At 60.8% G+C, this 21,225-nt stretch carries 20 protein-coding genes; 8 read left to right on the plus strand and 12 right to left on the minus strand.

What is annotated here, in order from left to right:
• Positions 1-49: 49 nt before the first annotated feature.
• Complete coding sequence (locus tag FHX09_RS23645; protein WP_132592971.1) at positions 50-1,081, plus strand: porin; 1,032 nt, start codon at positions 50-52, stop codon at positions 1,079-1,081.
• Positions 1,082-1,243: 162 nt separating this feature from the next.
• On the opposite strand, the gene FHX09_RS23650 is transcribed toward FHX09_RS23645, so the two are convergent.
• Positions 1,244-1,738, minus strand: coding sequence for an Rrf2 family transcriptional regulator (locus FHX09_RS23650; protein WP_132592973.1), 495 nt, complete (start codon positions 1,736-1,738; stop codon positions 1,244-1,246).
• A 297-nt stretch (positions 1,739-2,035) separates the two neighbouring features.
• On the opposite strand from FHX09_RS23650, the gene FHX09_RS23655 reads away from it, so the two are divergent.
• The gene (locus tag FHX09_RS23655; RefSeq protein WP_132592975.1) at positions 2,036-2,662 is read left to right on the plus strand and encodes a hypothetical protein; all 627 of its coding nucleotides are present in this window, start codon (positions 2,036-2,038) and stop codon (positions 2,660-2,662) included.
• 32 nt (positions 2,663-2,694) lie between these two features.
• Here FHX09_RS23655 and FHX09_RS23660 read toward each other — a convergent pair whose 3' ends face one another.
• A complete protein-coding gene (locus FHX09_RS23660) occupies positions 2,695-3,723 on the minus strand; it encodes a CorA family divalent cation transporter (protein WP_132592977.1) in 1,029 nt (342 codons plus the stop codon).
• A gap of 266 nt (positions 3,724-3,989) precedes the next feature.
• Here FHX09_RS23660 and FHX09_RS23665 point away from each other — a divergent pair, with 266 nt between their 5' ends.
• The 3 genes from FHX09_RS23665 to FHX09_RS23675 all read left to right on the plus strand — a co-directional run bounded on the left by FHX09_RS23665 (position 3,990) and on the right by FHX09_RS23675 (position 7,317).
• Positions 3,990-4,895: a universal stress protein gene (locus FHX09_RS23665; protein WP_183722150.1), complete on the plus strand. Its 906-nt coding sequence runs from the start codon at positions 3,990-3,992 to the stop codon at positions 4,893-4,895.
• 350 nt (positions 4,896-5,245) lie between these two features.
• Positions 5,246-5,983, plus strand: coding sequence for a response regulator (locus tag FHX09_RS23670; protein ID WP_184450742.1), 738 nt, complete (start codon positions 5,246-5,248; stop codon positions 5,981-5,983).
• Positions 5,983-7,317, plus strand: a complete 1,335-nt coding sequence (locus FHX09_RS23675) for a HAMP domain-containing sensor histidine kinase (RefSeq protein WP_132592981.1) — start codon at positions 5,983-5,985, stop codon at positions 7,315-7,317. Before FHX09_RS23670 ends, FHX09_RS23675 begins: the two co-directional genes overlap by 1 nt.
• Before the next feature lie 417 nt (positions 7,318-7,734).
• Here FHX09_RS23675 and FHX09_RS23680 read toward each other — a convergent pair whose 3' ends face one another.
• The 6 genes from FHX09_RS23680 to FHX09_RS23705 form a co-directional block, all read right to left on the minus strand.
• A complete protein-coding gene (locus FHX09_RS23680; RefSeq protein ID WP_132592983.1) occupies positions 7,735-8,787 on the minus strand; it encodes an alpha/beta hydrolase in 1,053 nt (350 codons plus the stop codon).
• Between the two features lie 173 nt (positions 8,788-8,960).
• The gene (gene maiA / locus FHX09_RS23685) at positions 8,961-9,593 is read right to left on the minus strand and encodes a maleylacetoacetate isomerase (protein ID WP_132592985.1); all 633 of its coding nucleotides are present in this window, start codon (positions 9,591-9,593) and stop codon (positions 8,961-8,963) included.
• An 11-nt stretch (positions 9,594-9,604) separates the two neighbouring features.
• Positions 9,605-9,787, minus strand: a complete 183-nt coding sequence (locus FHX09_RS23690; protein WP_132592987.1) for a hypothetical protein — start codon at positions 9,785-9,787, stop codon at positions 9,605-9,607.
• 232 nt (positions 9,788-10,019) lie between these two features.
• Positions 10,020-10,760 carry a peptide-methionine (S)-S-oxide reductase MsrA gene (msrA, locus tag FHX09_RS23695; protein ID WP_132592989.1) on the minus strand — a complete coding sequence of 247 codons (741 nt, stop codon included), beginning with the start codon at positions 10,758-10,760 and terminating at the stop codon, positions 10,020-10,022.
• Between the two features lie 13 nt (positions 10,761-10,773).
• Complete coding sequence (locus tag FHX09_RS23700) at positions 10,774-12,540, minus strand: cytochrome c biogenesis protein DipZ (RefSeq protein WP_132592991.1); 1,767 nt, start codon at positions 12,538-12,540, stop codon at positions 10,774-10,776.
• Positions 12,541-12,672: 132 nt separating this feature from the next.
• Entirely contained in the window at positions 12,673-13,350 is a 678-nt protein-coding gene (locus FHX09_RS23705) for a type 1 glutamine amidotransferase domain-containing protein (protein ID WP_132592993.1), read from the minus strand.
• Between the two features lie 231 nt (positions 13,351-13,581).
• On the opposite strand from FHX09_RS23705, the gene FHX09_RS23710 reads away from it, so the two are divergent.
• From FHX09_RS23710 to FHX09_RS23720, 3 genes are all read left to right on the plus strand, one after another.
• Complete coding sequence (locus FHX09_RS23710; protein ID WP_132592995.1) at positions 13,582-14,514, plus strand: LysR family transcriptional regulator; 933 nt, start codon at positions 13,582-13,584, stop codon at positions 14,512-14,514.
• Between the two features lie 139 nt (positions 14,515-14,653).
• Positions 14,654-15,367 carry an SDR family oxidoreductase gene (locus FHX09_RS23715; RefSeq protein ID WP_132592997.1) on the plus strand — a complete coding sequence of 238 codons (714 nt, stop codon included), beginning with the start codon at positions 14,654-14,656 and terminating at the stop codon, positions 15,365-15,367.
• A 134-nt stretch (positions 15,368-15,501) separates the two neighbouring features.
• Positions 15,502-15,741 (plus strand): 4-oxalocrotonate tautomerase family protein, encoded by a 240-nt coding sequence (locus tag FHX09_RS23720; RefSeq protein ID WP_132592999.1) that lies wholly within the window; start codon positions 15,502-15,504, stop codon positions 15,739-15,741.
• A 104-nt stretch (positions 15,742-15,845) separates the two neighbouring features.
• Here FHX09_RS23720 and fabI read toward each other — a convergent pair whose 3' ends face one another.
• From fabI to FHX09_RS23740, 4 genes are read right to left on the minus strand one after another with little or no spacing between them, the layout of a single operon-like run.
• Positions 15,846-16,628: an enoyl-ACP reductase FabI gene (gene fabI / locus FHX09_RS23725; RefSeq protein ID WP_007791369.1), complete on the minus strand. Its 783-nt coding sequence runs from the start codon at positions 16,626-16,628 to the stop codon at positions 15,846-15,848.
• Positions 16,629-16,675: 47 nt separating this feature from the next.
• Positions 16,676-17,848 carry an acetate/propionate family kinase gene (locus tag FHX09_RS23730; protein WP_184450743.1) on the minus strand — a complete coding sequence of 391 codons (1,173 nt, stop codon included), beginning with the start codon at positions 17,846-17,848 and terminating at the stop codon, positions 16,676-16,678.
• A gap of 4 nt (positions 17,849-17,852) precedes the next feature.
• The gene (locus FHX09_RS23735) at positions 17,853-18,821 is read right to left on the minus strand and encodes a phosphate acetyltransferase (protein WP_132593003.1); all 969 of its coding nucleotides are present in this window, start codon (positions 18,819-18,821) and stop codon (positions 17,853-17,855) included.
• 58 nt (positions 18,822-18,879) lie between these two features.
• Complete coding sequence (locus FHX09_RS23740) at positions 18,880-21,129, minus strand: DUF3141 domain-containing protein (RefSeq protein WP_184450744.1); 2,250 nt, start codon at positions 21,127-21,129, stop codon at positions 18,880-18,882.
• Between the last annotated feature and the right edge of the window lie 96 nt (positions 21,130-21,225).

The following is a 21,225-nucleotide window of genomic DNA, read 5'->3' on the forward strand; positions in this document are numbered from 1 at the left end:
GCTTCGGCAATGATGACCTGTGCCCAATCGACAGAAGATTGGACTGATTATGAACATTAAGATGATCCTCATGAGCTCGGCGGCAGCCTTGGCTGCTGTCTCGAGCGCGCAGGCTGCTGACGCTATCGTTGCTGCTGAACCGGAACCGGTTGAATACGTCCGCGTCTGCGACGCTTACGGCAGCGGCTACTTCTACATCCCGGGCACGGAAACCTGCCTGAAGATCAGCGGTTACATCCGATTCCAAGTCAACGCTTCCCCTAATGCTGTAACGGGCGGCGCTTCCACTTCCGGCACCTCTGACTGGGATGCCGTTACCCGCGGTCAGCTCCAGTTCACTGCCAAGAGCGACACCGAATACGGTCCGCTGACGGGTGTCATCGTTCTTCAGACAAACGCCGACAATGCGTCCGGACAGATCGCAAAGCTCGACTCGGCTTACATCGACATCGCCGGCATCCGCGCCGGTCTGTTCTACAGCTGGTGGGACGATGGCTTGTCTGGCGAAACGGACGACATCGGCAGCAAGGTTACGCTGCATAACTCGATCCGTTATCAGTACGAAGCCGACAACTTCTACGCTGGCATCAGCGTTGACGAGCTGGAAGACGGCTACTACAGCGCCGGCGAACAGCCGAACAACGTTGGCGTAGCAATCGGCATCGGCGGCAAGGCCGGCGTATTCGGCTACCAGATCACGGCCGGCTACGACACCGACAACGAAGAAGGCGCCGTTCGCGCCATGGGTACCGTCGCTATCGGCCCAGGCACCCTCGGCCTCGCAGGCGTCTACTCCAGCGGCCCGAACTCCTACTATCAGGCTGCCGAATGGGCTATCGCCGCTGAATACGCCATCAACGCTACCGACAAGCTGAAGATCACCCCAGCCGCCCAGTACTACGGCAACTACGGCATCGTCGCTGGCGATTTCAACGACAACAACGACGCCTGGAAGGTTGGTCTGACGGTTGACTATCAGATCGTCGACAACCTCTATGCCAAGGCGACCGTGAATTACCTCGATCCGGACCAGGGCAACGACGTAACGTCGGGCTTCTTCCGCCTCCAGCGCGCATTCTAATCAGAAGCGGCGCCGCGTTTTCGCCTCTCTCTGCGGCTATAGTTGCGCGGCGAGGCAGCGCGGCGCGGCGCTTGACGTTTCTGATCAGATTGACCTCCGATCAGTTAGGAGGGGTGGCTCGGGTTCCCTGCCCGGGCCGCCCCTTTCATTTTGAGGATGAAGCTATTCGGCGGCGTGGCGATCGCGCACGAGGCCGGCGTCCACCGGCTGCGGATGGCCGGCAGCTTTCTGCGCCTCGAGGCGGCGTAGCTCCGCCACGCTGTCTTCGATGGTCACCGAACCAAGCATGTCGACGACGGCCTGCTCGGCTCGATCGCAAAGAAACTCCGAGAGATCGCCGATATTCTCGCCCACAAGGCCCTCATGCGGAATGTCGTGCCGGGTCTCCCAGATCTTCTTGTCGCCAGTCACGGCAGCATAGATCTGGCTGAGCAATATCTGGTCGCGCGCTCGTGCCAAGCGAATGCCGCCCTTGCCGCCCTGGGCGGTGGCGAGGATGCCGCCTTCATTGAGCGGCAACAGCAGCTTGCGCACGAAGCTGGCGCTTGTATCGAGCCCTTGCGCAAGTGATCGGCTTGTGGTGCGCAGATTTGCCTCGTCGTTGACGGCCACACTGATGACAATCTGTAAAGCAGTCGAAAAGCGCGTGTCGATCATGCTGAGCTGGGCCTTGCGTCTGAAGCCAGAGATCACAGATATTTGCCGCGCGAATTCATTGTCAAGAACGCTTGGTTGAAATCACGGCGACGTGACTGAAGCCTGGGGTAAGGCTCGCACATCGGCGACGCACCGCGAAATGAAGCCGAAGCCCAGGGTAATGGGGCCGTAGCCGCTTCAGACCATCCAGCTTCTGACCATCCAGCTACAGTGACCCATCACGCGATTTCGATTTTACGCCGGCACTTACCTGCAATACGCTTCGCCTCGCTAGAACTTCAACCAGGGAGAGACGCCATGAGACGTAGGTTTGCCTATATCGCGGCCGCTTTGGCCTTTTCAGCAGTTGGGGTCCATGCTCAAGACACCTCCATGAGCTTCTTCGTGACCAGTGTAAATCCGGGCAAGGGCGGCGATCTTGGCGGCCTCGCCGGTGCCGACGCATACTGCAATACGCTTGCCACGGCCGCCGGCGTGACCGGCAAGACCTGGAAAGCCTATCTGTCTACCGACGCTGAAAACGCAAAGGATCGCATCGGTTCCGGGCCGTGGCACAACGCCAAGGGCGAAAAAGTCGCCGACGACGTGGCCTCGCTGCACAGCGACAAAAACAACCTGACCAAGCAGACCGCCCTGAACGAGAAGGGTGAAGTCATTAGTGGCCGCGGCGATACGCCGAACCGACACGACATCCTGACCGGCTCGAAAGCCGACGGTACTGCCGCGCCCGAAACATGCGGCAACTGGACGATGGGCGGCGAAGAGGGTGCCGCGATCGTAGGTCACAGCGACCGAACGGGCCTGAACGACTCCGCGGAAGCCAAATCATGGAATTCCTCGCACGCGACACGCGGCGGCTGCACGGTCAAGGCCTTCAACGGGACCGGAGGTGACGGCCTGTTCTACTGCTTCGCAGCCAATTGACGGCAAGGGATTACGGGACGGCGGATGGCTGGCTAAAGCCAGCCGATCCGCCGAAGCAGCCAGAGCGTCGCTACCGATGTGACCGTCACAAACACGACGATGATGACGAACGCCCAGGTGTCGTTGACCCCCGGAATGCCTCCGACGTTCATCCCGAACAAGCCGGCCACCACGCTCGGCGGCAGCAGCAGCGCCGCCAGCGCCGCCAGCCGGTTGGAGTTGCGCGCAATGCGCTCGCTGATCACCGTCGAGAGGTCGTCGTGCAGGATGCCCGTGCGGTCGCGGATAGCGTCGAGGTATTCAATGAAGCGCATCAGCTTGTCGATCACCTCGCGCATCCGCAGCTTGTCGCGTTCAAACAGCCATGGTGCGTCATCATGCTCGATGCGGTTCAAAGCATCGCGTTGCGGCGCAAGGTAGCGGCGAAGCTGCACGGAGCGCCGGCGCAAGAGCTTGAGGCGCTCGCGGACCTCGCTTGCCTCACCGTGAAAGATCATTTCGTCAAGTTCGTCCACCTCCTCATCCATGGAGTCTAGTACGGGCTCCAGGTCACGGACGAGCTTGTCGCCGATCAGCGCCAAAAGATCCCCGGTGCGATGCGGGCCCTTGCCTTTTTCTAGCGCCAGGCGAATGTCGCGAAGTGCGGTGATGTAATGGCCGCTGTCGCGTAGCGAGATGACTTTGTTGGCGTCGACCCACATGTGAAGCGGCACGAGATCGATGTCGGTCTGTTTCTCCGGCTCTTCGTCCGGCGCAGTCGCACATACGCCGCGAAGGATGATCAACAGGCCATCGTCGACTGGCTCGACGCGCGGCCGCGTCTCCTCTTCCAGAAGCGCTTCCGTCACGAAGCTATCGAGGCCACTTTCCCCCTTGACCCAATCGGCCGCCGCTGCATGGTCTCGCTCCAAATGCAGCCAGATGATCCCATCGTCCGGCTTCCATCGTCGTGCTTGGGCAATGTCCAGCTGCCTGCAGCCGCCCTGCCCATCCAAGAGCAGGGCGAAGCGCAATCCGGGCTCCGCGCCGTAACTCAGCCTAGAGACAACTGTCCTCTCCATCGCGCACCGCATACAAGCCAGAGGGAACCCAAAAATGCAGCCAACACAAAAGCTTGGCAACCCAAAATTCTAACAGGTCGCGATCAGGGCGCAAGACCGCCAGAAACATCACCATCGATATCCCGCAGCCTATGATGCGACGCTCATCCAGCCGACGAATTCTCAAATAGGTCGGCCTTCGTCTGCCGAGACGATTTCAACAACGACCATATTGGCGTATTATTCCCGAGTAACTTTGCGAGGCCGATCCAAGAAGGAGGGCCAGCTTGACCACGACAACCAGCGATCACCAAAATCGGTCACAAGGCTTCAACGCACCTAGCCCAGGCGCAGCGCCGCGTAACGTTCGTGACCTCACCCAGGATGCCGATATTATCGTGCTGCTGCCCGATCCAGCCTCGGCACAGTCCTGCCTCGATCTGGCCGACGACGCGGCCGATGCCGTGCAAGATAGCATCGCCGCCGTACATATCGGTGCCGACCCACTGGCGATGCTTGTGTCGGCTGAGGAAATCGAATTGCAGATGCTGCGGGACCTCGAGGAAGGATCGACGCACGAGCGGTTCGAGCACGTCAAGCGGCTCTTCGGCGAATGGAAACTCGGCGCTCCTCACCGGCAGAGCCTAGTGCTCGGCGATTGCCAGGGTGACCTGCGCCGCTGCGTGGGCGACGTCTGTCAGAATGCGTCGCTTGTCATCGCGCCCTACAGGGGCAATCTCGATGCGCGTGATGTCTTTCACAATGTCCTTTTTCATGAAGGCAAGCTTGTGCTCGTCCCACCGGCCGGTGGCTACCGCGGACGTCTGTTGGACCATGTCCTGATCGGCTGGAAGCCGCATGACCACGCGCGGCGCACAATGGTTGCAGCAAGGCGCTGGCTCCTTGCCGCCAACCGCATCACCGTCCTCTGCGTCGACGACAAGCCGAACAGGCACTACGAGACCACCGCGAGGCAAATCTGCCGTCAGCTGGGACTCGATGCCGAGATCGTCGTGACCTCGTCAACAGGCCGCTCGGTCGGCAACACGATTCTCGACTTTGGAGCATCGGTGAACGCGACCTGCATTCTGATCGGCGCGTTCAAGCACGGCTATCTGCTCGAATTGCTTCTCGGCCGCGTCACCTATCGCCTGCTGTCGCATGCCACTGTTCCCCTGCTGATGAGCCATTGATAGAGCGGCGAAGCGCACTATCGACGGAACTCCGATATTGCAGAGAATGCCGTCGACGGCAGCTTTCGGGTCATTATCGACATCGAAGTTTGTATTGATCTACCTCGCCATTTGGAATGTGCTTTGATAGACGTCGCAATCAAAGAGGGCGATCACCGCCCGAACTCGTGATCGCGGCTTCGGCTGCCGGCCCGCCATGGGTTCGATCGGACAGCCTTTCAAAATGCAGACATTGTATCCGAATGTATCCAACGAACCGCAGGATACGGCAACATGCAAGCCCGGATGCCGCAAACATACGGCGGATACATCAAGGGCGTCACTAACAGTGCAACAAGGAAGATCGCGCGATGGAGCACATCGACCACATCCTGATCGTCGATGACGATCGCGAAATAAGGGAGCTCGTATCGAGCTACCTGCAGAAGAATGGCCTGCGCGTCACCGCCGTTGCCGACGGGCGGCATATGCGTTCCTTCCTCGAAGCAAATTCAGTCGATCTCATCATCCTGGATGTTATGATGCCCGGCGACGACGGCCTCGTTCTGAGCCGCGAGTTGCGTGCCGGCCGACACAAGGCCATTCCCATCGTCATGCTGACGGCCCGCACCGACGAAATGGATCGCATCATCGGTCTCGAGATGGGTGCGGACGACTACCTCGCCAAGCCATTTTCGGCGCGCGAATTGCTGGCCCGCATCAAGGCTGTCCTTCGGCGCACCCGGATGTTGCCCCCCAATCTGCAGGTGTCGGAAGCCGGCCAGCTGCTGAGATTCGGCAAGTGGAAGCTCGACACGACGGCACGCCATCTCGTCGATTCTGATGGAACGGTGATCGCACTCAGCGGCGCCGAATATCGCCTGCTGCGCGTCTTCATCGACCATCCCCAGCGCGTGCTCAACCGCGACCAGCTTCTCAACCTGACGCAGGGCCGCGACGCTGAGCTTTTCGACCGTTCGATCGACCTTCTCGTCAGCCGTGTCCGCCAGCGCCTCGGCGACGATGCCCGAGAGCCGACCTACATCAAGACGGTCCGCAGCGAGGGCTATGTCTTTTCCATGCCGATCGAGATCACCGAGGCCCGCTGATGGCGACGCACGCCCTTCTGAATGGATTTCGTCTGTGGCCGCGCACTCTCGGAGCGCGGCTATTTCTTATCCTGCTTGCGGGTCTCGCGATCGCGCATGCCATGTCGTTCACGGTGCTGTTCTTCGAGCGCTATACGGCGGCAAAGTCGGTGATGTTCAACACCCTCGAAAACGATATCTCGACCTCGATCGCCATCCTTGATCGCCTCCGACCGGATGAGCGCGCGGACTGGCTCGATCGCCTTGATCGGGGAAGCTACAGATTTGTTCTTGGGCCGGGCTTGCCGGGACAGCCCGCGTTCGACGCGCGCAGCACCGAACTTGCCGCCAAAATTCGGGCGGCGATCGGGCCGAAATATCCGATCACGGTCGAAACCATCCCCGGCCCGAACTTTCGCCTCCAGGCGCATTTGGCCCTCAGCGATGGCACGCCCTTGACGATCGACGTCAATCCCGCTGGCGTCATGCCTCTCGCCGACTGGCTGCCCTATGTGCTCGTCACACAACTCGCCTTGCTGGTGCTCTGCAGCTGGTTTGCCGTGCACCAGGCCATTCGCCCTCTCGTCAATCTCGCAAGAGCCGCGGACACGCTCGATCCGAATGTGAAGGCCCCTCGCCTCAGCGAGACAGGGCCAAGCGAAGTCGCCTATGCCGCAACCGCCTTCAACGCAATGCGCGAGCGCATCGCCCAATATCTCGAGGAGCGCGTACAGATACTCGCGGCCATATCGCACGATCTGCAAACACCAATCACGCGTATGAAGCTCAGGGCTGAGATGGCCGAGGATTTCGGTGATAGAGACAAGTTGATGCAGGATCTCGCCGAGATCGAACGCCTCGTCAAGGAAGGTGTCGCCTATGCTCGCAGCGCCCATGGCAATGTCGAGAAAGCCTCGCGCATCGACCTGTCTTCCTTCATCGAGAGCCTTGTCTACGATTATCAGGACACCGGCAAGGACGTTGCGATAACGGAGATGCGTGGCGGCGCGATCATGACACGGCCGCACGCCTTGAGGCGCGTTCTGGCCAATCTCATCGACAACGCGCTGAAGTTCGGCGGCAGCGCTGAGATCGAAGTGGAACGTCGGGCCGACGAGGCCATCGTCATCAGGGTGATGGATCATGGGCCCGGCATTCCCGATCACCAGCTGGAAGCCGTCCTCAAGCCATTCTTCCGCCTTGAGCAGTCGCGTAATCGCGACACCGGCGGAACCGGGCTTGGCCTCGCCATTGCTGTACAGCTGGCGACCGCGATCGGTGCATCGCTGACGCTGCGCAATCGGGACGGCGGCGGCCTTGTGGCCGAAATCGCCATCAATCAAACGGCGGCTTGAATTACGCACCGTCGGCACTGTGGAAAAAGCGGCAGCCCTTGACGGCCGCCGCCGCTCAACAACGGTCATCCGCGTATCAGGGAGTCCCGCCAAGAACTGCCGTTTCTGGATGGCGTCCCCTGAGATGTACCAGGTGATGGCCAAGCCGACGATATCCGTCCTCATCGCAACGTCCCTGAGGAGACGGATGACGGTCTCCGGCTCCAGGCGACCTCGCGGTACCCATCAAGAAATCCCGGCGGAACGTCCTCCCTGTTGGCGATCTCGGGGATACATAGGCCCGTCGAGACTACTCCAACAGCGGTTATGGGCCGACAGCTGCGGTTGGTAGGATTTGCCACGAACACCGCAGAATTCAAACCAAAGTGAAATCGGAGGACGTCGCGGTCAACCGCCGCGCTGTCGCCGGGAAAACGATTAGAAGCGATCGACGTCAACCACGGCTTGGGCAAAGGCTTGCGGCGCCTCTTGTGGCAGGTTGTGACCGATACCGCCGGTGATCAGCCGGTGTTCGTACTCTCCCGAGAACTTCTTGGCATACGCCTCCGGCTGCGGATGAGGCGCCCCATTGGCATCGCCTTCCAGCGTGATAGCAGGCACGCCAATGACCGGGAACTTGGCCAGCCGCGCTTCGAACTCGTCATACTTCCGCTCGCCCTCGGCCGCGCTGATGCGCCAACGGTAGTTGTGGATGGTGATGTCGACGTGATCGGGATTTTGGAGGGCGGCGGCGCTGCGGTCGAACGTCGCGTCGTCGAAATTCCATTTCGGTGACGCAAGCTGCCAGATGAGCTTGGCGAACTCGCTCCGGTATTGCTGATAGCCTTCCCGACCGCGTTCGGTAGCAAAGTAAAACTGATACCACCAGGCAAGCTCGGCCTTCGGCGGCAACGGCGCCTTGTTGGCTTCCTGGCTGCCTATGAGATAACCGCTAACGGAAACCAGCGCCTTGCAACGCTCCGGCCAAAGAGCCGCAATGATGTCGGCCGTCCGGGCTCCCCAATCACAACCAGCGATCAGCGCCTTCTCGATCTTCAGCGCATCCATGAGCGCGACGATATCGGAAGCAATTGCAGACTGCTGACCGTTGCGCATCGTCTTCTCGGAGAGGAATCGCGTCGTGCCGTAGCCACGCAGATGGGGCACAATGACGCGATATCCGGCCGCTGCAAGCAGCGGTGCGACGTCAACATAGGTGTGGATGTCGTAGGGCCAGCCATGCAGGAGAATGACCGGAGGCGCGTCGCTCGCTCCAAGTTCGGCATAACCGACGTTGAGCAGGCCTGCATCGATCTGCTTGATTGTGCCGAAGGACGTGTTGGTGCCTGGCGCGATTGTGGGAATGCGGACGGCAGCCGGCGTCGCCGCTTGTGCAACGCTCGTCCCGATGGCGCCCAGTTGCACGGCAGCGACAGTCAGGGCCGCCACGCCCATGAACCGCCGTCGCTGTTGATTGATTTCCTCAGCCATCGATGTTCTCCAGATTGCGTTAAAGACATTCGTAAAAGCCGGTACGCGTGTATATCCAATGTGTGCCCGATGGCGGGAATTGAATGCCGGTGTAGGGATCAGGTCGAGAGATACATTGGTATACATTCGGCCATAACTGAGCGACCTGAGGTGAATGTTCAGCTCACGGACGCTCAGGTTCGGGGGGCCGGGCCATTGTCAGCAAAGGCGGGAATCTCCCGAAGTCTGGCCATAACCGCTGCGATGCGAGGCCACTGGTCGAGCGAAAGGCCAATCCGTTCGGCATTTACCGCCTGCGGGAAAAGACAAATGTCGGCCAGCGACGGCGCATCGCCGGCGGCATATCGACCTGTCTGACGCCGCGCGAGCAATTCATCGACTGCCGTCAGTCCGACGCGGATCCAGTGGCGACTCCAGTCGGCGATGTCCTCGGTGCTGAGGTCTACGCCCCCTAAGTAGGCAGTCACCCGGGGCGGAAGAAGCGGATGGATATCCGCGGCGACCGCCAAGGCGACTGTCCGCGCAAAGGCGCGATCTTCAAGCTTTCCGGGCAGGAGTGGAGGTTCGCGGTAGCGCTCATCGAGATATTCGATAATGGCGAGAGACTGCGTCAGGAGCACGCCTTCATCCGTCAGCAAAGCTGGGACGAGCCCCTGCGGGTTGACCTGCAGATAGTCGGGCTTGCGATTGATGGCATCGGCACCGAGGATACCGATTGTCTCACGCTCGACGTCGAGCCCTTTCAGAGCCAGCGCGATCCTGACACGGGATGCTGCCGACGAAATCTTGTCTTCGAAGAGTTTCATCGTGGATCCCCTCAGTAATTCGCGCGTTGGGGCAGTGCTTTATCGGCCGACGTCGTCACCAAGGCAGCATCGGCTGGAGGCGACAATCGGGAGAAGAGTGCCGCGATCGGGGGTGGTTCACCCGGAGCGGTATCCCAGGCGCAAGGCACGGCAGCCAACGCAAGCATGGCAAAAGTGGTGACTAGAATGCGCATTGCTTTCTCCTCAATTGCATTGTCCGTTTAAGCCAATCCCGGCAAGCTGTGATTTTTCCGGCGAGCGGATTGAATTCAGCCTGATGGCTGCGCGTATCCCGAATGTGTTCGGACGCGGTGAGAACTGTATCGCTGTGTAGGCGCGGGCTGGTTCGACCGACCCCCGATCCCGAATTGTATTGACCCTCCATATGCCGCAGGCGACATCCCCACAGCATCGCTGTGGCCAAAGTCAGCCTGCCTGCTCTGCAACGAGAACTGGACGCTCCCGGTACTGCACCGGGAAAAGCCGCTTCAGTGCTTCGATCTTCGGCTGCTCGTAGATGTAGACATAGGGCTGGCTGGGATTGTTGTAGACGTAGTCCTGGTGATAGGCCTCGGCGCGATAGAACGTCTTCCCGATTTCGATTGAAGTCGCAATCGGGCGACCAAACGCGCCTTCCTTGCCTAGTTGCGCAACGTAGTCGGAAGCGACCTTTGCCTGTTCGTCGCTCAGCGGAAAGATCGCCGAGCGGTACTGTTTCCCGACGTCGGGCCCTTGCTGATCCACCTGCGTCGGGTCGTGAACCACGGAGAAGAAGATCTGCAGCAACTGACCGTAGGTGATCTGCTTCGGATTGAAGACGATCTCCACCGCCTCCGCATGATCGGTCTGCCCGGTCTCGGTTATCTCGTAGGTCGCAGTCGCGGCACTCCCGCCGGCATACCCTGCCGTGGCGCTCACAACGCCGGCAACATGCTGAAACGCCCCTTGCACGCCCCAGAAGCAGCCGCCGGCAAGCACCAGCGATTGCATTCCGGATGTCGCGGCTACGTCATGCAGGGCCGGGGGAACGGGCCTGGCCTCTTCAGGCGCCGATCCGCCAGTCAATTTCAGTGCAAGGCCGCCGCCACCGATCACCGCCAGGGCCACAAGACCGAGGCGCGCGATGCGACCCAGCGGCGACAAACGGGTTTTTTCTCGAGTTTTCATGATCCTGTCCCTTTCATCCGAAGGTAAAGACGAATGCTTCGACACCGGGATCGAGGAATCGGATCTCGAAGGTCCGTTCCCGTACGTCTTTCGACTGGCGCACCAGTTGGTAGAGGCGCGTTTCTGAAACGGTACCGTTGCCTTCGGCGTCAATATCCGAGCCGTGGTCTACCCCCGGCGCTGCGCCATCCACCGTCACCTGGAAGCGGACTTTCTTGCCGCCCGTTCCAGGCCCAAGGACGAGATGGAGATCCCGTGCACTAAACCGGTAGGTGATGCCTCCACCGACCTGCTCAAGCGAGGCCTGCTCGCCCCCTACGGTCCACTTGCCCGATAGACCCCATTCATCGAGGCTTGGTTTTCCCACCGTGTAATCACGTGCAACGTCTGCTCCGACCCCTTCCGGCGAGATGAAGTTCGCAGCTCGGAGATAACCGATATAGGATTCGCCGGACTGCAGCCGCGCGAGGTCGGGCGCCGCTTCGGCACCTGTGGCGTTCAGCACGACAGTAGCGGTGTCAACCTTTTTGCTGCCTGCGGCGTCCGCCAGCAGATCCTGGATCAGCCGTTCGGATTGTTCGTAGTCTCCCTCGCCGAACTGCGTGTGCCGAATCTGGCCTTTCGCATCGATGAAATAGTGAGCCGGCCAGTAGTTGTTGCCGAATGCCCGCCAGATCTTGAAGTTGTTGTCGATCGCGACGGGATAGCCGATCTGGAACTTGTCGATCGCCTGACGGACATTGTCGATCCGCTTTTCGAAGGCAAATTCGGGGGAATGGACGCCGATCACGACAAGGCCCTGGTCCCGGTACTTCTCCGCCCATGCCCGAAGGTAAGGGATCGTTCGAATGCAGTTGATGCAGGAGTAGGTCCAGAAATCGACCAGAACAACCTTGCCGCGCAATTCTTCGGCCGTGAGCGGCTTCGAGTTCAACCATTCCACAGCACCGTCAAGCGACTGGAAGCGGCCCAGCACCGGCAAGTCGCTCTGGTATCCCTTGCGCGCATCACTCGCAGCGAGTGCCATCGCATTGCCTGCCGGCTTCCCAGCAGTACCGCCAGCGCCGCGCAGCCTGTCCAGCAGCGACTGCTCGATGCCGGTGCTGCTGGCATAGGAGAGACGCGCCAGCAGTCCGGTATCGAGCCCGAGCGCGATGGCCGTGACGCCGACCAGGACGGCAACGCCAAGGCCCTGCCGCACACGCTCGCCGACGCCGAGCGATCGCTTCATCGCGGCAAACACCTTCTCCCCGGCAAGAACAGCCATTGCGAGCGAGGTAGCGGCACCTGCGGCGTAAGCCGTCAGCAGGAGCGTGGTCTGCACGTTTGCCCCTTGCAGGGCGGCGCCGGTGAGGACCAGTCCGAGGATCGGGCCGGCGCAGGGCGCCCAAAGAAGACCGGTTGCGACGCCGAGAAGGAAGGAGGTGCCGACACTCCCCTTCTTCCCGCTCGCTTGCTGCGACAAGCGGCTGCCCAGCGCCACGGCTGGCCGCGTTACCACCGCCGCGATACGCGGCGAAAGCAGCGTCACGCCGAAGCCGGCAATCAATGCAATGGCAACGTATCGGCCGATTTCGTTCGCATGCACTGCCCAGCTTCCGCCGACCGCGGCAAGCGTTGCCACGCCCGCGAAGGTCACGATCATGCCGATCAGCATCGGCAGGATGCTTCTTGTAAACGGCTGACCTGCTCGTGACAGCACGAATGGCAGGACCGGAAGAATGCAGGGGCTGACGATGGTCAGCACCCCTGCTAGATAGGCGATCAGAAATAGGATCATTGTCATCCCTTGCAGTTAACCAATGCTCGCACTGGTCGTTGATGGTGACTGCAGGGGATCAGTCCGACGTATCCCGGATGTGTCGCGTTCCGCCGGATTTGTATCAGAATGCAACCGACGCCAACCACGGGTTCAACCGTCCAAGAGCTTCAGCAGTTTCTTGGCAGCCGAGCCTGATGAAGCCGGGTTCTGCCCCGTGATCAGCCGCCCGTCGACAATCGTAAAATCGATCCAATCGCCGGCTTTCTCGTAGTGCCCGCCTAAACGCTTCAACTCATCCTCGACGAGAAAGGGCACGACCTCGGTGAGATGGACAGCCTCTTCCTCGCTGTTGGCAAAGCCGGTGACGCGCTTGCCCTTGACGAGGGGCTGCCCCTGGTAGGTTACCCTTCTTAGGACGCCGGGGGCGTGACACACCAAGGCGATCGGCTTACTCGCATTGTAGAAATTTTCGATCAGGGCAATCGAGTCCTGGTCGTTGACGAGATCCCACATCGGGCCGTGGCCACCGGGATAGAAGACCGTGGCGAAACCATCCGCTTTAACCTCGCTTAGCCGTACGGTGTTTGCAAGCTCCTTTTGAGCTGCCGGATCGCCCTTGAAGCGTGCCATCGCCTCCGTCTGGTTGGCTGGCTCGTCGCTCTTCGGATCGATCGGCGGCTGCCCTCCTTTCGGCGACGCCAAGGTGATCTCGGCACCCGCATCCTTGAACACATAGTAAGGTGCAGCGAACTCCTCGAGCCAGAAGCCCGTCGGCTTGCCGGTATTCCCGAGCTGATCATGCGATGTCAAAACCATCAGGATCTTCATCGTCAGTCTCCCTTTGTTGAGCGAACGCAAGAGGCGGCTTGGCCGGTTATCCTCGCACCCGCGAGCACTTCGCACCCCAGGCTCTCGTCATCGAACCTTGAACAGCTGCCGGCTTACCCAACAGATAGAGCGGTAGCGCAACCTGTCTTGCTTCACCTCTCCGTATTTACTTCCTGCCGATTTCGGGTGAATACTTGCCGCCGGACAATCACTATTCCGCGAGGCGGCAGAATGGATCGCATCGACGCAATGAAGGTGTTTGTGACGGCGATCGATGAGGGCAGTCTCGCCGGAGCAGCCCGCAATCTCAAACGATCGCCGACGGCGGTCAGTCGCGCCCTGAGCTTCCTGGAGGCACATGTCGGTGTCGAACTGCTACACCGGACGACCCGGACGCTGAAGCTGAGCGAGGCGGGTCAACGCTATGCGGCTGCCTGTCGGCGCGTGCTGGTGGATCTTGAGGAAGCCGACATGCTGGCGGGCGGCGAGCGGGCGGCCCCGCGCGGAACGCTGACAATTTCGGCGCCGCCGATCCTTGGCGAAGAGGTGCTGCGCCCCATACTGGACGACTTCCTTGACCTTCACCCGACGGTCTCCGTGCGGTTTCTCATGCTGGATCGATTCGTCAATCTGGTCGATGAAGGCGTCGACCTTGCCGTGCGTATCGGCCACCTGTCGGACTCCTCGCATGTCTCCACCCGTCTCGGTGGCGACGTGCGACGCGTCGTGGTCGCCTCTCCTCGTTATCTTGCTAGCCATCCGCGCATCGACGAGCCCGGAGACCTGTCAAAGCACCAGATCATCGCGTTCAGTAACTTCGGCCTGGAGTCCTGGAGCTTCACGCCGGCGAAGGGCTCCTCCATCCCACGCACGGTTCACTTCACGCCGCGGTGCATCGTCAACAGCGTTCGCGCCGCCGCCGCATCCGCTGCTGCAGGCGGCGGCCTGACAAGGCTCTACTCCTACCATGTCGCATCTTATGTGCGCGACGAACGGTTGAAGATCGTGCTTGCCGACGCCGAGCACCCGCCGCTGCCGGTGCACCTACTCGCGCCGCAGGGCCGTATGTCGGTGCCGAAGGTCCGCGCCTTCGTGGATTTCGCCACTCCACGCCTGCGCTCCGAGTTCGCGCGCATGGCAGCAGCGGCAGGCACTCTCGCCTGATTATGCCGAAATATGGTTTATTGTCGCTCAATCAGCGGCAATTCTCCCAAATATCGAATGGATCTAAATCAATTGCACCAACGCCGAGGGCGTAGGGCGGCCCCAACGTAGCGGCCGCGACAATTGAAAGGATCACACCATGAGCACGCAACAGAAGGTCGCCATCATCACCGGCGCATCGCAAGGCATCGGCGCAGAATTGGTGCGGGCCTATCGCGACCGGAACTATCGCGTCGTCGCCACCTCCCGGTCGATCGAGCCCAGCTCGGACACCGGCATCCTGGCCGTCCCCGGCGATATCAGCAAGCCCGAGACTGCCGAGCGGGTCGTCCGCGAGGCGCTTGAGCGCTTCGGCCGTATCGACACACTGGTGAACAATGCCGGCGTTTTCCTCGCTAAGCCATTCACCGAATTCACTCAACAGGACTACGACCACAACATGAGCGTCAATGTCGCCGGCTTCTTTCACATCACGCAGCGCGCAATCGCCGAAATGCTGAAACAGGGCTCGGGCCACATCGTCACGATTACCACCAGCCTGGTCAATCAGCCGATCGCCGGTGTACCCGCCGCCCTCGCCTCCTTGACAAAGGGCGGCTTGAACGCGGTCACCAAGGAGCTGGCCATCGAGTACGCAAAGACCGGCGTTCGCGTCAACGCAGTCTCGCCAGGCGTGATTAAGACGCCGATGCATCCGCAGGAAACGCATGCAGCGCTTTCGACCCTGCATCCGGTCGGCCGAATGGGTGAAATTCGCGATGTCGTCGATGCCGTCCTTTATTTCGAGGCGGCAAGCTTCGTCACAGGCGAAATCCTCCACGTCGATGGCGGTCAGAACGCTGGCCGCTGGTAGGGCGCGCGATTCCGGTTCGGCTCCCAGCGCCGGGTCGGCAACGGATATGCCCATGTCGAAACATTGGAACCCGAGATCGGCACCCTGCTCGCCGCATAGCGACATTTAAATCGAACCCGAGAAAGGAGACTGCAATGCCCATCGTCACCGTACAGGTTACCCGCGAAGGAACCACGCCTGACCGCAATTCGGTCACGGCCGTTGAGAAGGCCGCTATCATCAAGGGCGTCAGCCAGGTGCTGCTCGATGTGCTCAACAAACCGCTTGAATCAACCTATGTCGTCATCGAGGAGGTCGATCTCGACAATTGGGGCTGGGGCGGCCTGCCCACCGTGCAATACCGCAAACAGCGCGCCGCGGCAGCAAAGTCCTGAAGCTGTCAAAGGCCTGCGCCCGGACCCGTTGCTCACATTGCGAGCGACGGGTCCGGGCGTTATGTGCCTCGACAGCACTTCGCAGAGCGCCAGCCCGCGTCGCTTCAATCTATGATGTGATAACCGCCATCGATGTAGATCGTATCACCAGTGATCAATCGCGCCGCATCATGGGCAAGGAAGGCGGTTGCCATGCCGACATCGTCGATCGAGACGAGGCTGCGAGTCGGTGCCGTTTCCTGCGCCTTGTTCAGGAGCTCATCGAATTCCGGGATGCCGGACGCCGCCCGTGTTGCCAGCGGGCCAGGCGAGATGGCATGAACGCGAATGCCCTTTGGTCCAAGTTCGGCGGCGATGTAGCGAACCGCGCTTTCCAGCGCCGCCTTGGCCACCCCCATGACATTGTAATTCTTCACCACCATCTGGCTGCCGTAGTAGGTCATGGTGAACAGGGTGCCGCCGCGCTTCATCAGGGGTTCTGCAAGATGCGCCATGCGGATAAACGACCAGCAGGAGATGTCCATCGTCTTCAAGAACCCGTCGCGCGGTACGTCGACCACACGTCCTTGCAGCGTATCCTTCGGCGAGAAGGCGATCGAATGCACGACGAAATCGAGCTCGCCCCATTGCTCGGTGATGTGGTCGAACACGGCCTCCAACTGTCCAGGCACCGCGACGTCGAGCGGCATGACGATCAGTGCTTCCAGTGCCTCAGCTAGCGGCTCAACATAGGGCTTGGCCTTGTCGTTGAGATAGGTGACAGCCAGCTCCGCGCCCAAGGCCCGGAATGCCCTGGCACAGCCCCAGGCGATCGACTGGTCATTGGCGATGCCGACCACCAGCCCGCGCTTTCCTTCGAGAAGCTTGGCCTTTACCTCGGGAATCATATTAGCCCTCTCTTCAACATCAAAACGCTCTGTATCGCGCGATCTCTCTACGCAGTGATAAGCGCGAACGTATGTCGTGCGATCATCAGTTCCTCGTCGGTCGGCACGACATAGATGGCGACCTTGCTGTCGTCGCTCGAGACGAGCAGGTCGCCGGTGTCGTTTCTCTCGGGGTCAAGCGACGCTCCGAGCCAGCCCAGCTTTTTGGCAATCCGTGCCCGCATGACGGCCGAATTTTCGCCTACGCCCGCCGTGAACACGAAGGCGTCCAGTCCACCGAGGGCGGCAGCAAGCGCACCCGCATTCAGGCCGATGCGGTGGACGAAATGATCAAGCGCAAGCGTTGCGCCCGCCTCGCCGCTGGCAAGCAGGTCGCGCACGTCGTTGCTAATGCCGGAAAGCCCCTTCAGGCCGGACTCCTTGTAGAGAAAGTCCTGCAGTTGCGGTGCCGTCATGCCATGCTGCTGGAGGAGGTAGAGAAGCACGCCAGGATCGATCTGTCCGCATCGTGTGCCCATCGGGAGTCCATCAAGAGCGGTAAATCCGAGGGTGCTCTCGATGCTTAACCCTTGATACAGCGCGCACATCGATGCTCCGCTCCCGAGATGCGCCACGATAACCCGTCCCCTGCCGACAGCGGGTGCGATCTCGGCCAGTCTTCCAGCCACATATTCGTAGGACAGCCCGTGAAAGCCGTAGCGCCGGACACCCTCATCAAAATAACGCGCCGGAATGGCATAGTGGTCCGTCATGGGGTCATGGCCGCGATGAAAGGCCGTGTCGAAGCACGCGACCTGCGCAAGTTGCGGCTGGCGTTCCAGCAGTACACGGATCGGCGCGAGATTGTTGGGCTGATGCAACGGCGCCAGCGGCGTGTACCGTTCCAGTTCACGGAGCAAATCGTCATCGACGCGTGCCGGACGCGAATGGTTCGGTCCGCCATGAACGACGCGATGGCCGACGGCAATCAGCCGGCCCTGCTGCCGCTGCCGCAACCATTCCCCCACCAGGCGCATCGCCGCCGGCAGGTCGGGAACGGCTTCGGGTGGATAGTTTTCGTTCGCCAGCCGCTCTCCGTCACTGCTCTTGATGGAAAGGTGCGGCGTCGTTCCGATCCCCTCCATCTGTCCTTTGACCAGCCGCGCCAGTGAGTTCGCGACCGAAAACACCTCGAACTTCAGGCTGGACGAACCGGCATTCACGACGAGGATGGTGTCCATGGCATCAGCCGCCTTGTATCGGTGCCGTGCGACGGCGCGCATCGGCGAGCAAGACTGCGACAGCGCAGGAGGCAAGGCGCGCCCGCACTGAATCCGCCCGCGATGTCAGAATGATCGGCACGCGCGCACCCAGCACGATGCCTGCTGCGTCCGCTCTTGCCAGAAAGGTCAGGTTCTTCGCTAGCATGTTGCCCGCCTCGAGATTGGGAACGACGAGGATCTGGGCGCGTCCCGCAACCGGCGACTTGATGTCCTTTATCCGGGCCGCTTCCGGATCGATCGCGTTGTCGAAGGCAAGCGGCCCGTCGAGAATGCCACCCGTTATCTGCCCGCGCTCAGCCATCTTGCAGAGGGCGGCTGCGTCAATGGTCGAGGGTATCTTCGACGTGACGGTCTCGACAGCCGAAAGGATTGCCACCCGGGGCACGCCAAGGCCGACCTGTGTGAACAAGTCGATCGCGTTCTGGATGATATCCCGCTTGGCATCGAGATCCGGCGCAATGTTGATTGCGGCATCGGTGATAAAAAGCGTTTCCGAATAGTTCGGCACATCCATCACAAAGACATGGCTGATCCGGCGCGCCGTCCGCAGCCCGGTAGCCGATGAGGTGACGGCCCGCATGAGCTCATCCGTGTGCAGGCTCCCCTTCATCAGCAGGTTGGCACCGCCTTCCCGGATGATCTCCACCGACTTCGCCGCTGCTGCATCGCTATGCGGCGTGTCGATCAGTTCGAATGGCGAGATATCAAGGTCGTGAGATTTGGCGACCGCGCGCACCTTCTCTCCCGGCCCGACAAGGATCGGACGCATCAACCCAACCTCGGCCGCCTCGACCGCTCCACGCAGCGATGTCTCATCACAAGGATGGGCGACAACCGTCCGCATCTGCGGCACCTGTTTTGCCTTTGCGATCAGCCGTTCATACTTTTCATGACGCCCGGCTTCTTCCCCGATGTTGTCCAAATCCGGCATCTGCACGTGCTCCGTGTTGAAGGACGAGTACAAGTTTTCGACCGTCGGCAACTCTCGTTCAGTTTGCGCGCCTGACCGCCTTGAGCGGCGTGGGTTTCCTCGGTGGCGATACGGGTCCGGCAAGCGGCTCTGCGGAGAGATCGAAAAGCCCGATAACCCTCTGCCAGCGCCGCTCGGCTTCTTCCGAAAGCGGCCCACGCGCATTCAAGACCTGCTGGAGAGACGACAAGGCTTCGCGGCGAACGTCTTCTTCCGCCGGCAACAGGCGAGGTATCGCATTGACGGCAGCCTCCTCATCGATCACCAGCATGAAAAACTGATCGCGGATCAACGCCTTGAACTCCGCCAGCGTCATTGCCGGCATTGCGTCCTCGGCGTCGCGCATCCGACGGATCGCGGCAAATCCACGCTCATCGGCTGCGCCGCTCGCCATGGCGACGTAAAGCAGGCTACGCGCCAGGCCTTCGCGAAGCCCACCATTGCCGATTTGCGCCTTGAGTTCCTCGACCTTCGTCTTAAGGACCTGACGATGAAGTCCGGTTTTGCTCGCGCGCCGGTGCGGCTTTGCGTCGGACGGATCGATACCAACGGCCGCCTGCAAAAGCGGAGAGCCATAGACAGAGAGGAACGTCGCCTCGCCTAGGGCCTCCATTGCTTCGCGCCATGCATCCAGCCCCGCAACAATCTGCCGGGAGAATGCCTGTTCCAACGCCAGGAAGGGATTGTCCGCAGCAACGGGGCGCCGCTCGTCCTCAACATCGACGGCAAGGTCTGCAATCGGTGCCATCAGGGGATTGATGTCAGAAAACAGCTCGTACTGCAGCCGGAGCGGATGCGCTTCGCGCAACTGACTGGCCGCCCATTCGGGCACCATCGCGCGGACAACAGGCTGGAGGAACCTGCGATAAAGCGAGAGGTTGATATCCGACACCTTGGCGACAGTTGCAAAGCTGCGGTCGTCCTCGGCACTATTGCAGCCGAATACTTTGATGTCATCGAGCGTCCTTGCCTCGCAGCGCATAATCCAATCGCCCTCGACGAGATCCCCGCCGATGGTCTCATCGGTCTTTGCCTCGAAGATTGCCTCATAGAGGCCTGGCGGCAACGCATCGATCAGGTCGATGTTGCTGGAGAGTTCTCCATGCTCCTTGCGGGCAACGCTGGCGGACACGAAGATCCCGAGATGGCCGACGGTTTCGTGAACGGTGTAGACGATCGTCTGCCCGTGCGACCGTATCTCGTTCACGTCATCATAGAGGTCCAGGATCCACCCGAGCGCCTGTGCGGGGGGTGTGATGTTGTCTCCCTTGGAGCAGAAGACCACGATCGGCGCACGAATATTGCGAAGATCGATTGCCTCGCCATTGGATGCCTCGATGCGGCCTGCCGCGAGATTGTTGCCAACGAAGAGCTCGTCGACGATGAACTGGATCTCTTCGGCGTTCAGGCTGACGTGCCCGCCCCACCACTCCTCGAAGCCGAGATAGCGCGGCGCCTCAGTATCGATCTTCGAGTAGAGATTATACTGCTTGGTCCAGAGCGTGTTGGCGGGGTTCTGGTTCTCGAAATTCTGAACCAGCCAGGCGCCGTCGAACTGTCGGTGGCCAAGGTCGCTCGTCAACGCGGTGAGCCAGGTGCCGCCCAGCAACCCGCCCGTATAGCGCATCGGATACTTGCCGCGCTCACCAGCCCAATAGGAAAGCGGCGCACCGGCAATGATAACCGATCCGAAGAGTTCCGGGCGCATGGCTGCGAGCATCATGACGGCCCAGCCCGCCTGGCAATTTCCGATCACACAGGGCTTGGCGTCCGCCTGCGGATGCAGCGAAATGACTTTCTCCAGAAAGACCGCTTCCGCCAGAGCAATGTTTTCGATCGTCTGTCCCGGCACCGGCTGCGGAAGGAAACCGATGAAATAGCATGGGTGCCCAGCTCTCAGCGCGACGCCGATTTCACTGTCCGCCTTGAACCCGCCGATGCCCGGTCCGTGCCCGGCTCTCGGATCGACGACAACGAAAGGTCGGCGTGTCTGGTCAACCTCTATTCCATCAGGCGGGACGATCCGGACCAGCGCGTAGTTGACCGGCCGCTCGAACGTACGCCCGTCGAGCACGATTTCGGGTGTGAAGCTTAGGACATGCGGCGCCGTCGCTTCGGCATGAGCCCTATACTGGTTGCCGCGTTTGCGCATGACATCCCAGAACAACACGCTGCGCTGGGCGGCATCCAAGGCATAGTCGAAAGCAAGACCGGCTGGGCCAAACTGAGCGGCAAAACTGGTCGTCGGAAGATAGGAAGAGTACCGCATGCCAAAGCTCCCTCATCCACCCTCTCTGCGAGGGATCAGAATCCTATGCCCGGGATAGTATTCTCGGTCTGCGTCCGCTCTGTGAATGGACAGCTC

The organism is Rhizobium sp. BK538, from assembly GCF_014197575.1.
GTDB lineage: Bacteria > Pseudomonadota > Alphaproteobacteria > Rhizobiales > Rhizobiaceae > Rhizobium.

Coding starts and splice junctions, on each gene's coding strand:
- FHX09_RS23645 (WP_132592971.1), top strand. CDS start 50: ATGAACATTAAGATGATCCTCATGAGCTCGGCGGCAGCCTTGGCTGCT.
- FHX09_RS23650 (WP_132592973.1), bottom strand. CDS start 1,738: ATGATCGACACGCGCTTTTCGACTGCTTTACAGATTGTCATCAGTGTG.
- FHX09_RS23655 (WP_132592975.1), top strand. CDS start 2,036: ATGAGACGTAGGTTTGCCTATATCGCGGCCGCTTTGGCCTTTTCAGCA.
- FHX09_RS23660 (WP_132592977.1), bottom strand. CDS start 3,723: ATGGAGAGGACAGTTGTCTCTAGGCTGAGTTACGGCGCGGAGCCCGGA.
- FHX09_RS23670 (WP_184450742.1), top strand. CDS start 5,246: ATGGAGCACATCGACCACATCCTGATCGTCGATGACGATCGCGAAATA.
- FHX09_RS23675 (WP_132592981.1), top strand. CDS start 5,983: ATGGCGACGCACGCCCTTCTGAATGGATTTCGTCTGTGGCCGCGCACT.
- FHX09_RS23680 (WP_132592983.1), bottom strand. CDS start 8,787: ATGGCTGAGGAAATCAATCAACAGCGACGGCGGTTCATGGGCGTGGCG.
- maiA (WP_132592985.1), bottom strand. CDS start 9,593: ATGAAACTCTTCGAAGACAAGATTTCGTCGGCAGCATCCCGTGTCAGG.
- FHX09_RS23690 (WP_132592987.1), bottom strand. CDS start 9,787: ATGCGCATTCTAGTCACCACTTTTGCCATGCTTGCGTTGGCTGCCGTG.
- msrA (WP_132592989.1), bottom strand. CDS start 10,760: ATGAAAACTCGAGAAAAAACCCGTTTGTCGCCGCTGGGTCGCATCGCG.
- FHX09_RS23700 (WP_132592991.1), bottom strand. CDS start 12,540: ATGATCCTATTTCTGATCGCCTATCTAGCAGGGGTGCTGACCATCGTC.
- FHX09_RS23705 (WP_132592993.1), bottom strand. CDS start 13,350: ATGAAGATCCTGATGGTTTTGACATCGCATGATCAGCTCGGGAATACC.
- FHX09_RS23710 (WP_132592995.1), top strand. CDS start 13,582: ATGGATCGCATCGACGCAATGAAGGTGTTTGTGACGGCGATCGATGAG.
- FHX09_RS23715 (WP_132592997.1), top strand. CDS start 14,654: ATGAGCACGCAACAGAAGGTCGCCATCATCACCGGCGCATCGCAAGGC.
- FHX09_RS23720 (WP_132592999.1), top strand. CDS start 15,502: ATGCCCATCGTCACCGTACAGGTTACCCGCGAAGGAACCACGCCTGAC.
- fabI (WP_007791369.1), bottom strand. CDS start 16,628: ATGATTCCCGAGGTAAAGGCCAAGCTTCTCGAAGGAAAGCGCGGGCTG.
- FHX09_RS23730 (WP_184450743.1), bottom strand. CDS start 17,848: ATGGACACCATCCTCGTCGTGAATGCCGGTTCGTCCAGCCTGAAGTTC.
- FHX09_RS23735 (WP_132593003.1), bottom strand. CDS start 18,821: ATGCCGGATTTGGACAACATCGGGGAAGAAGCCGGGCGTCATGAAAAG.
- FHX09_RS23740 (WP_184450744.1), bottom strand. CDS start 21,129: ATGCGGTACTCTTCCTATCTTCCGACGACCAGTTTTGCCGCTCAGTTT.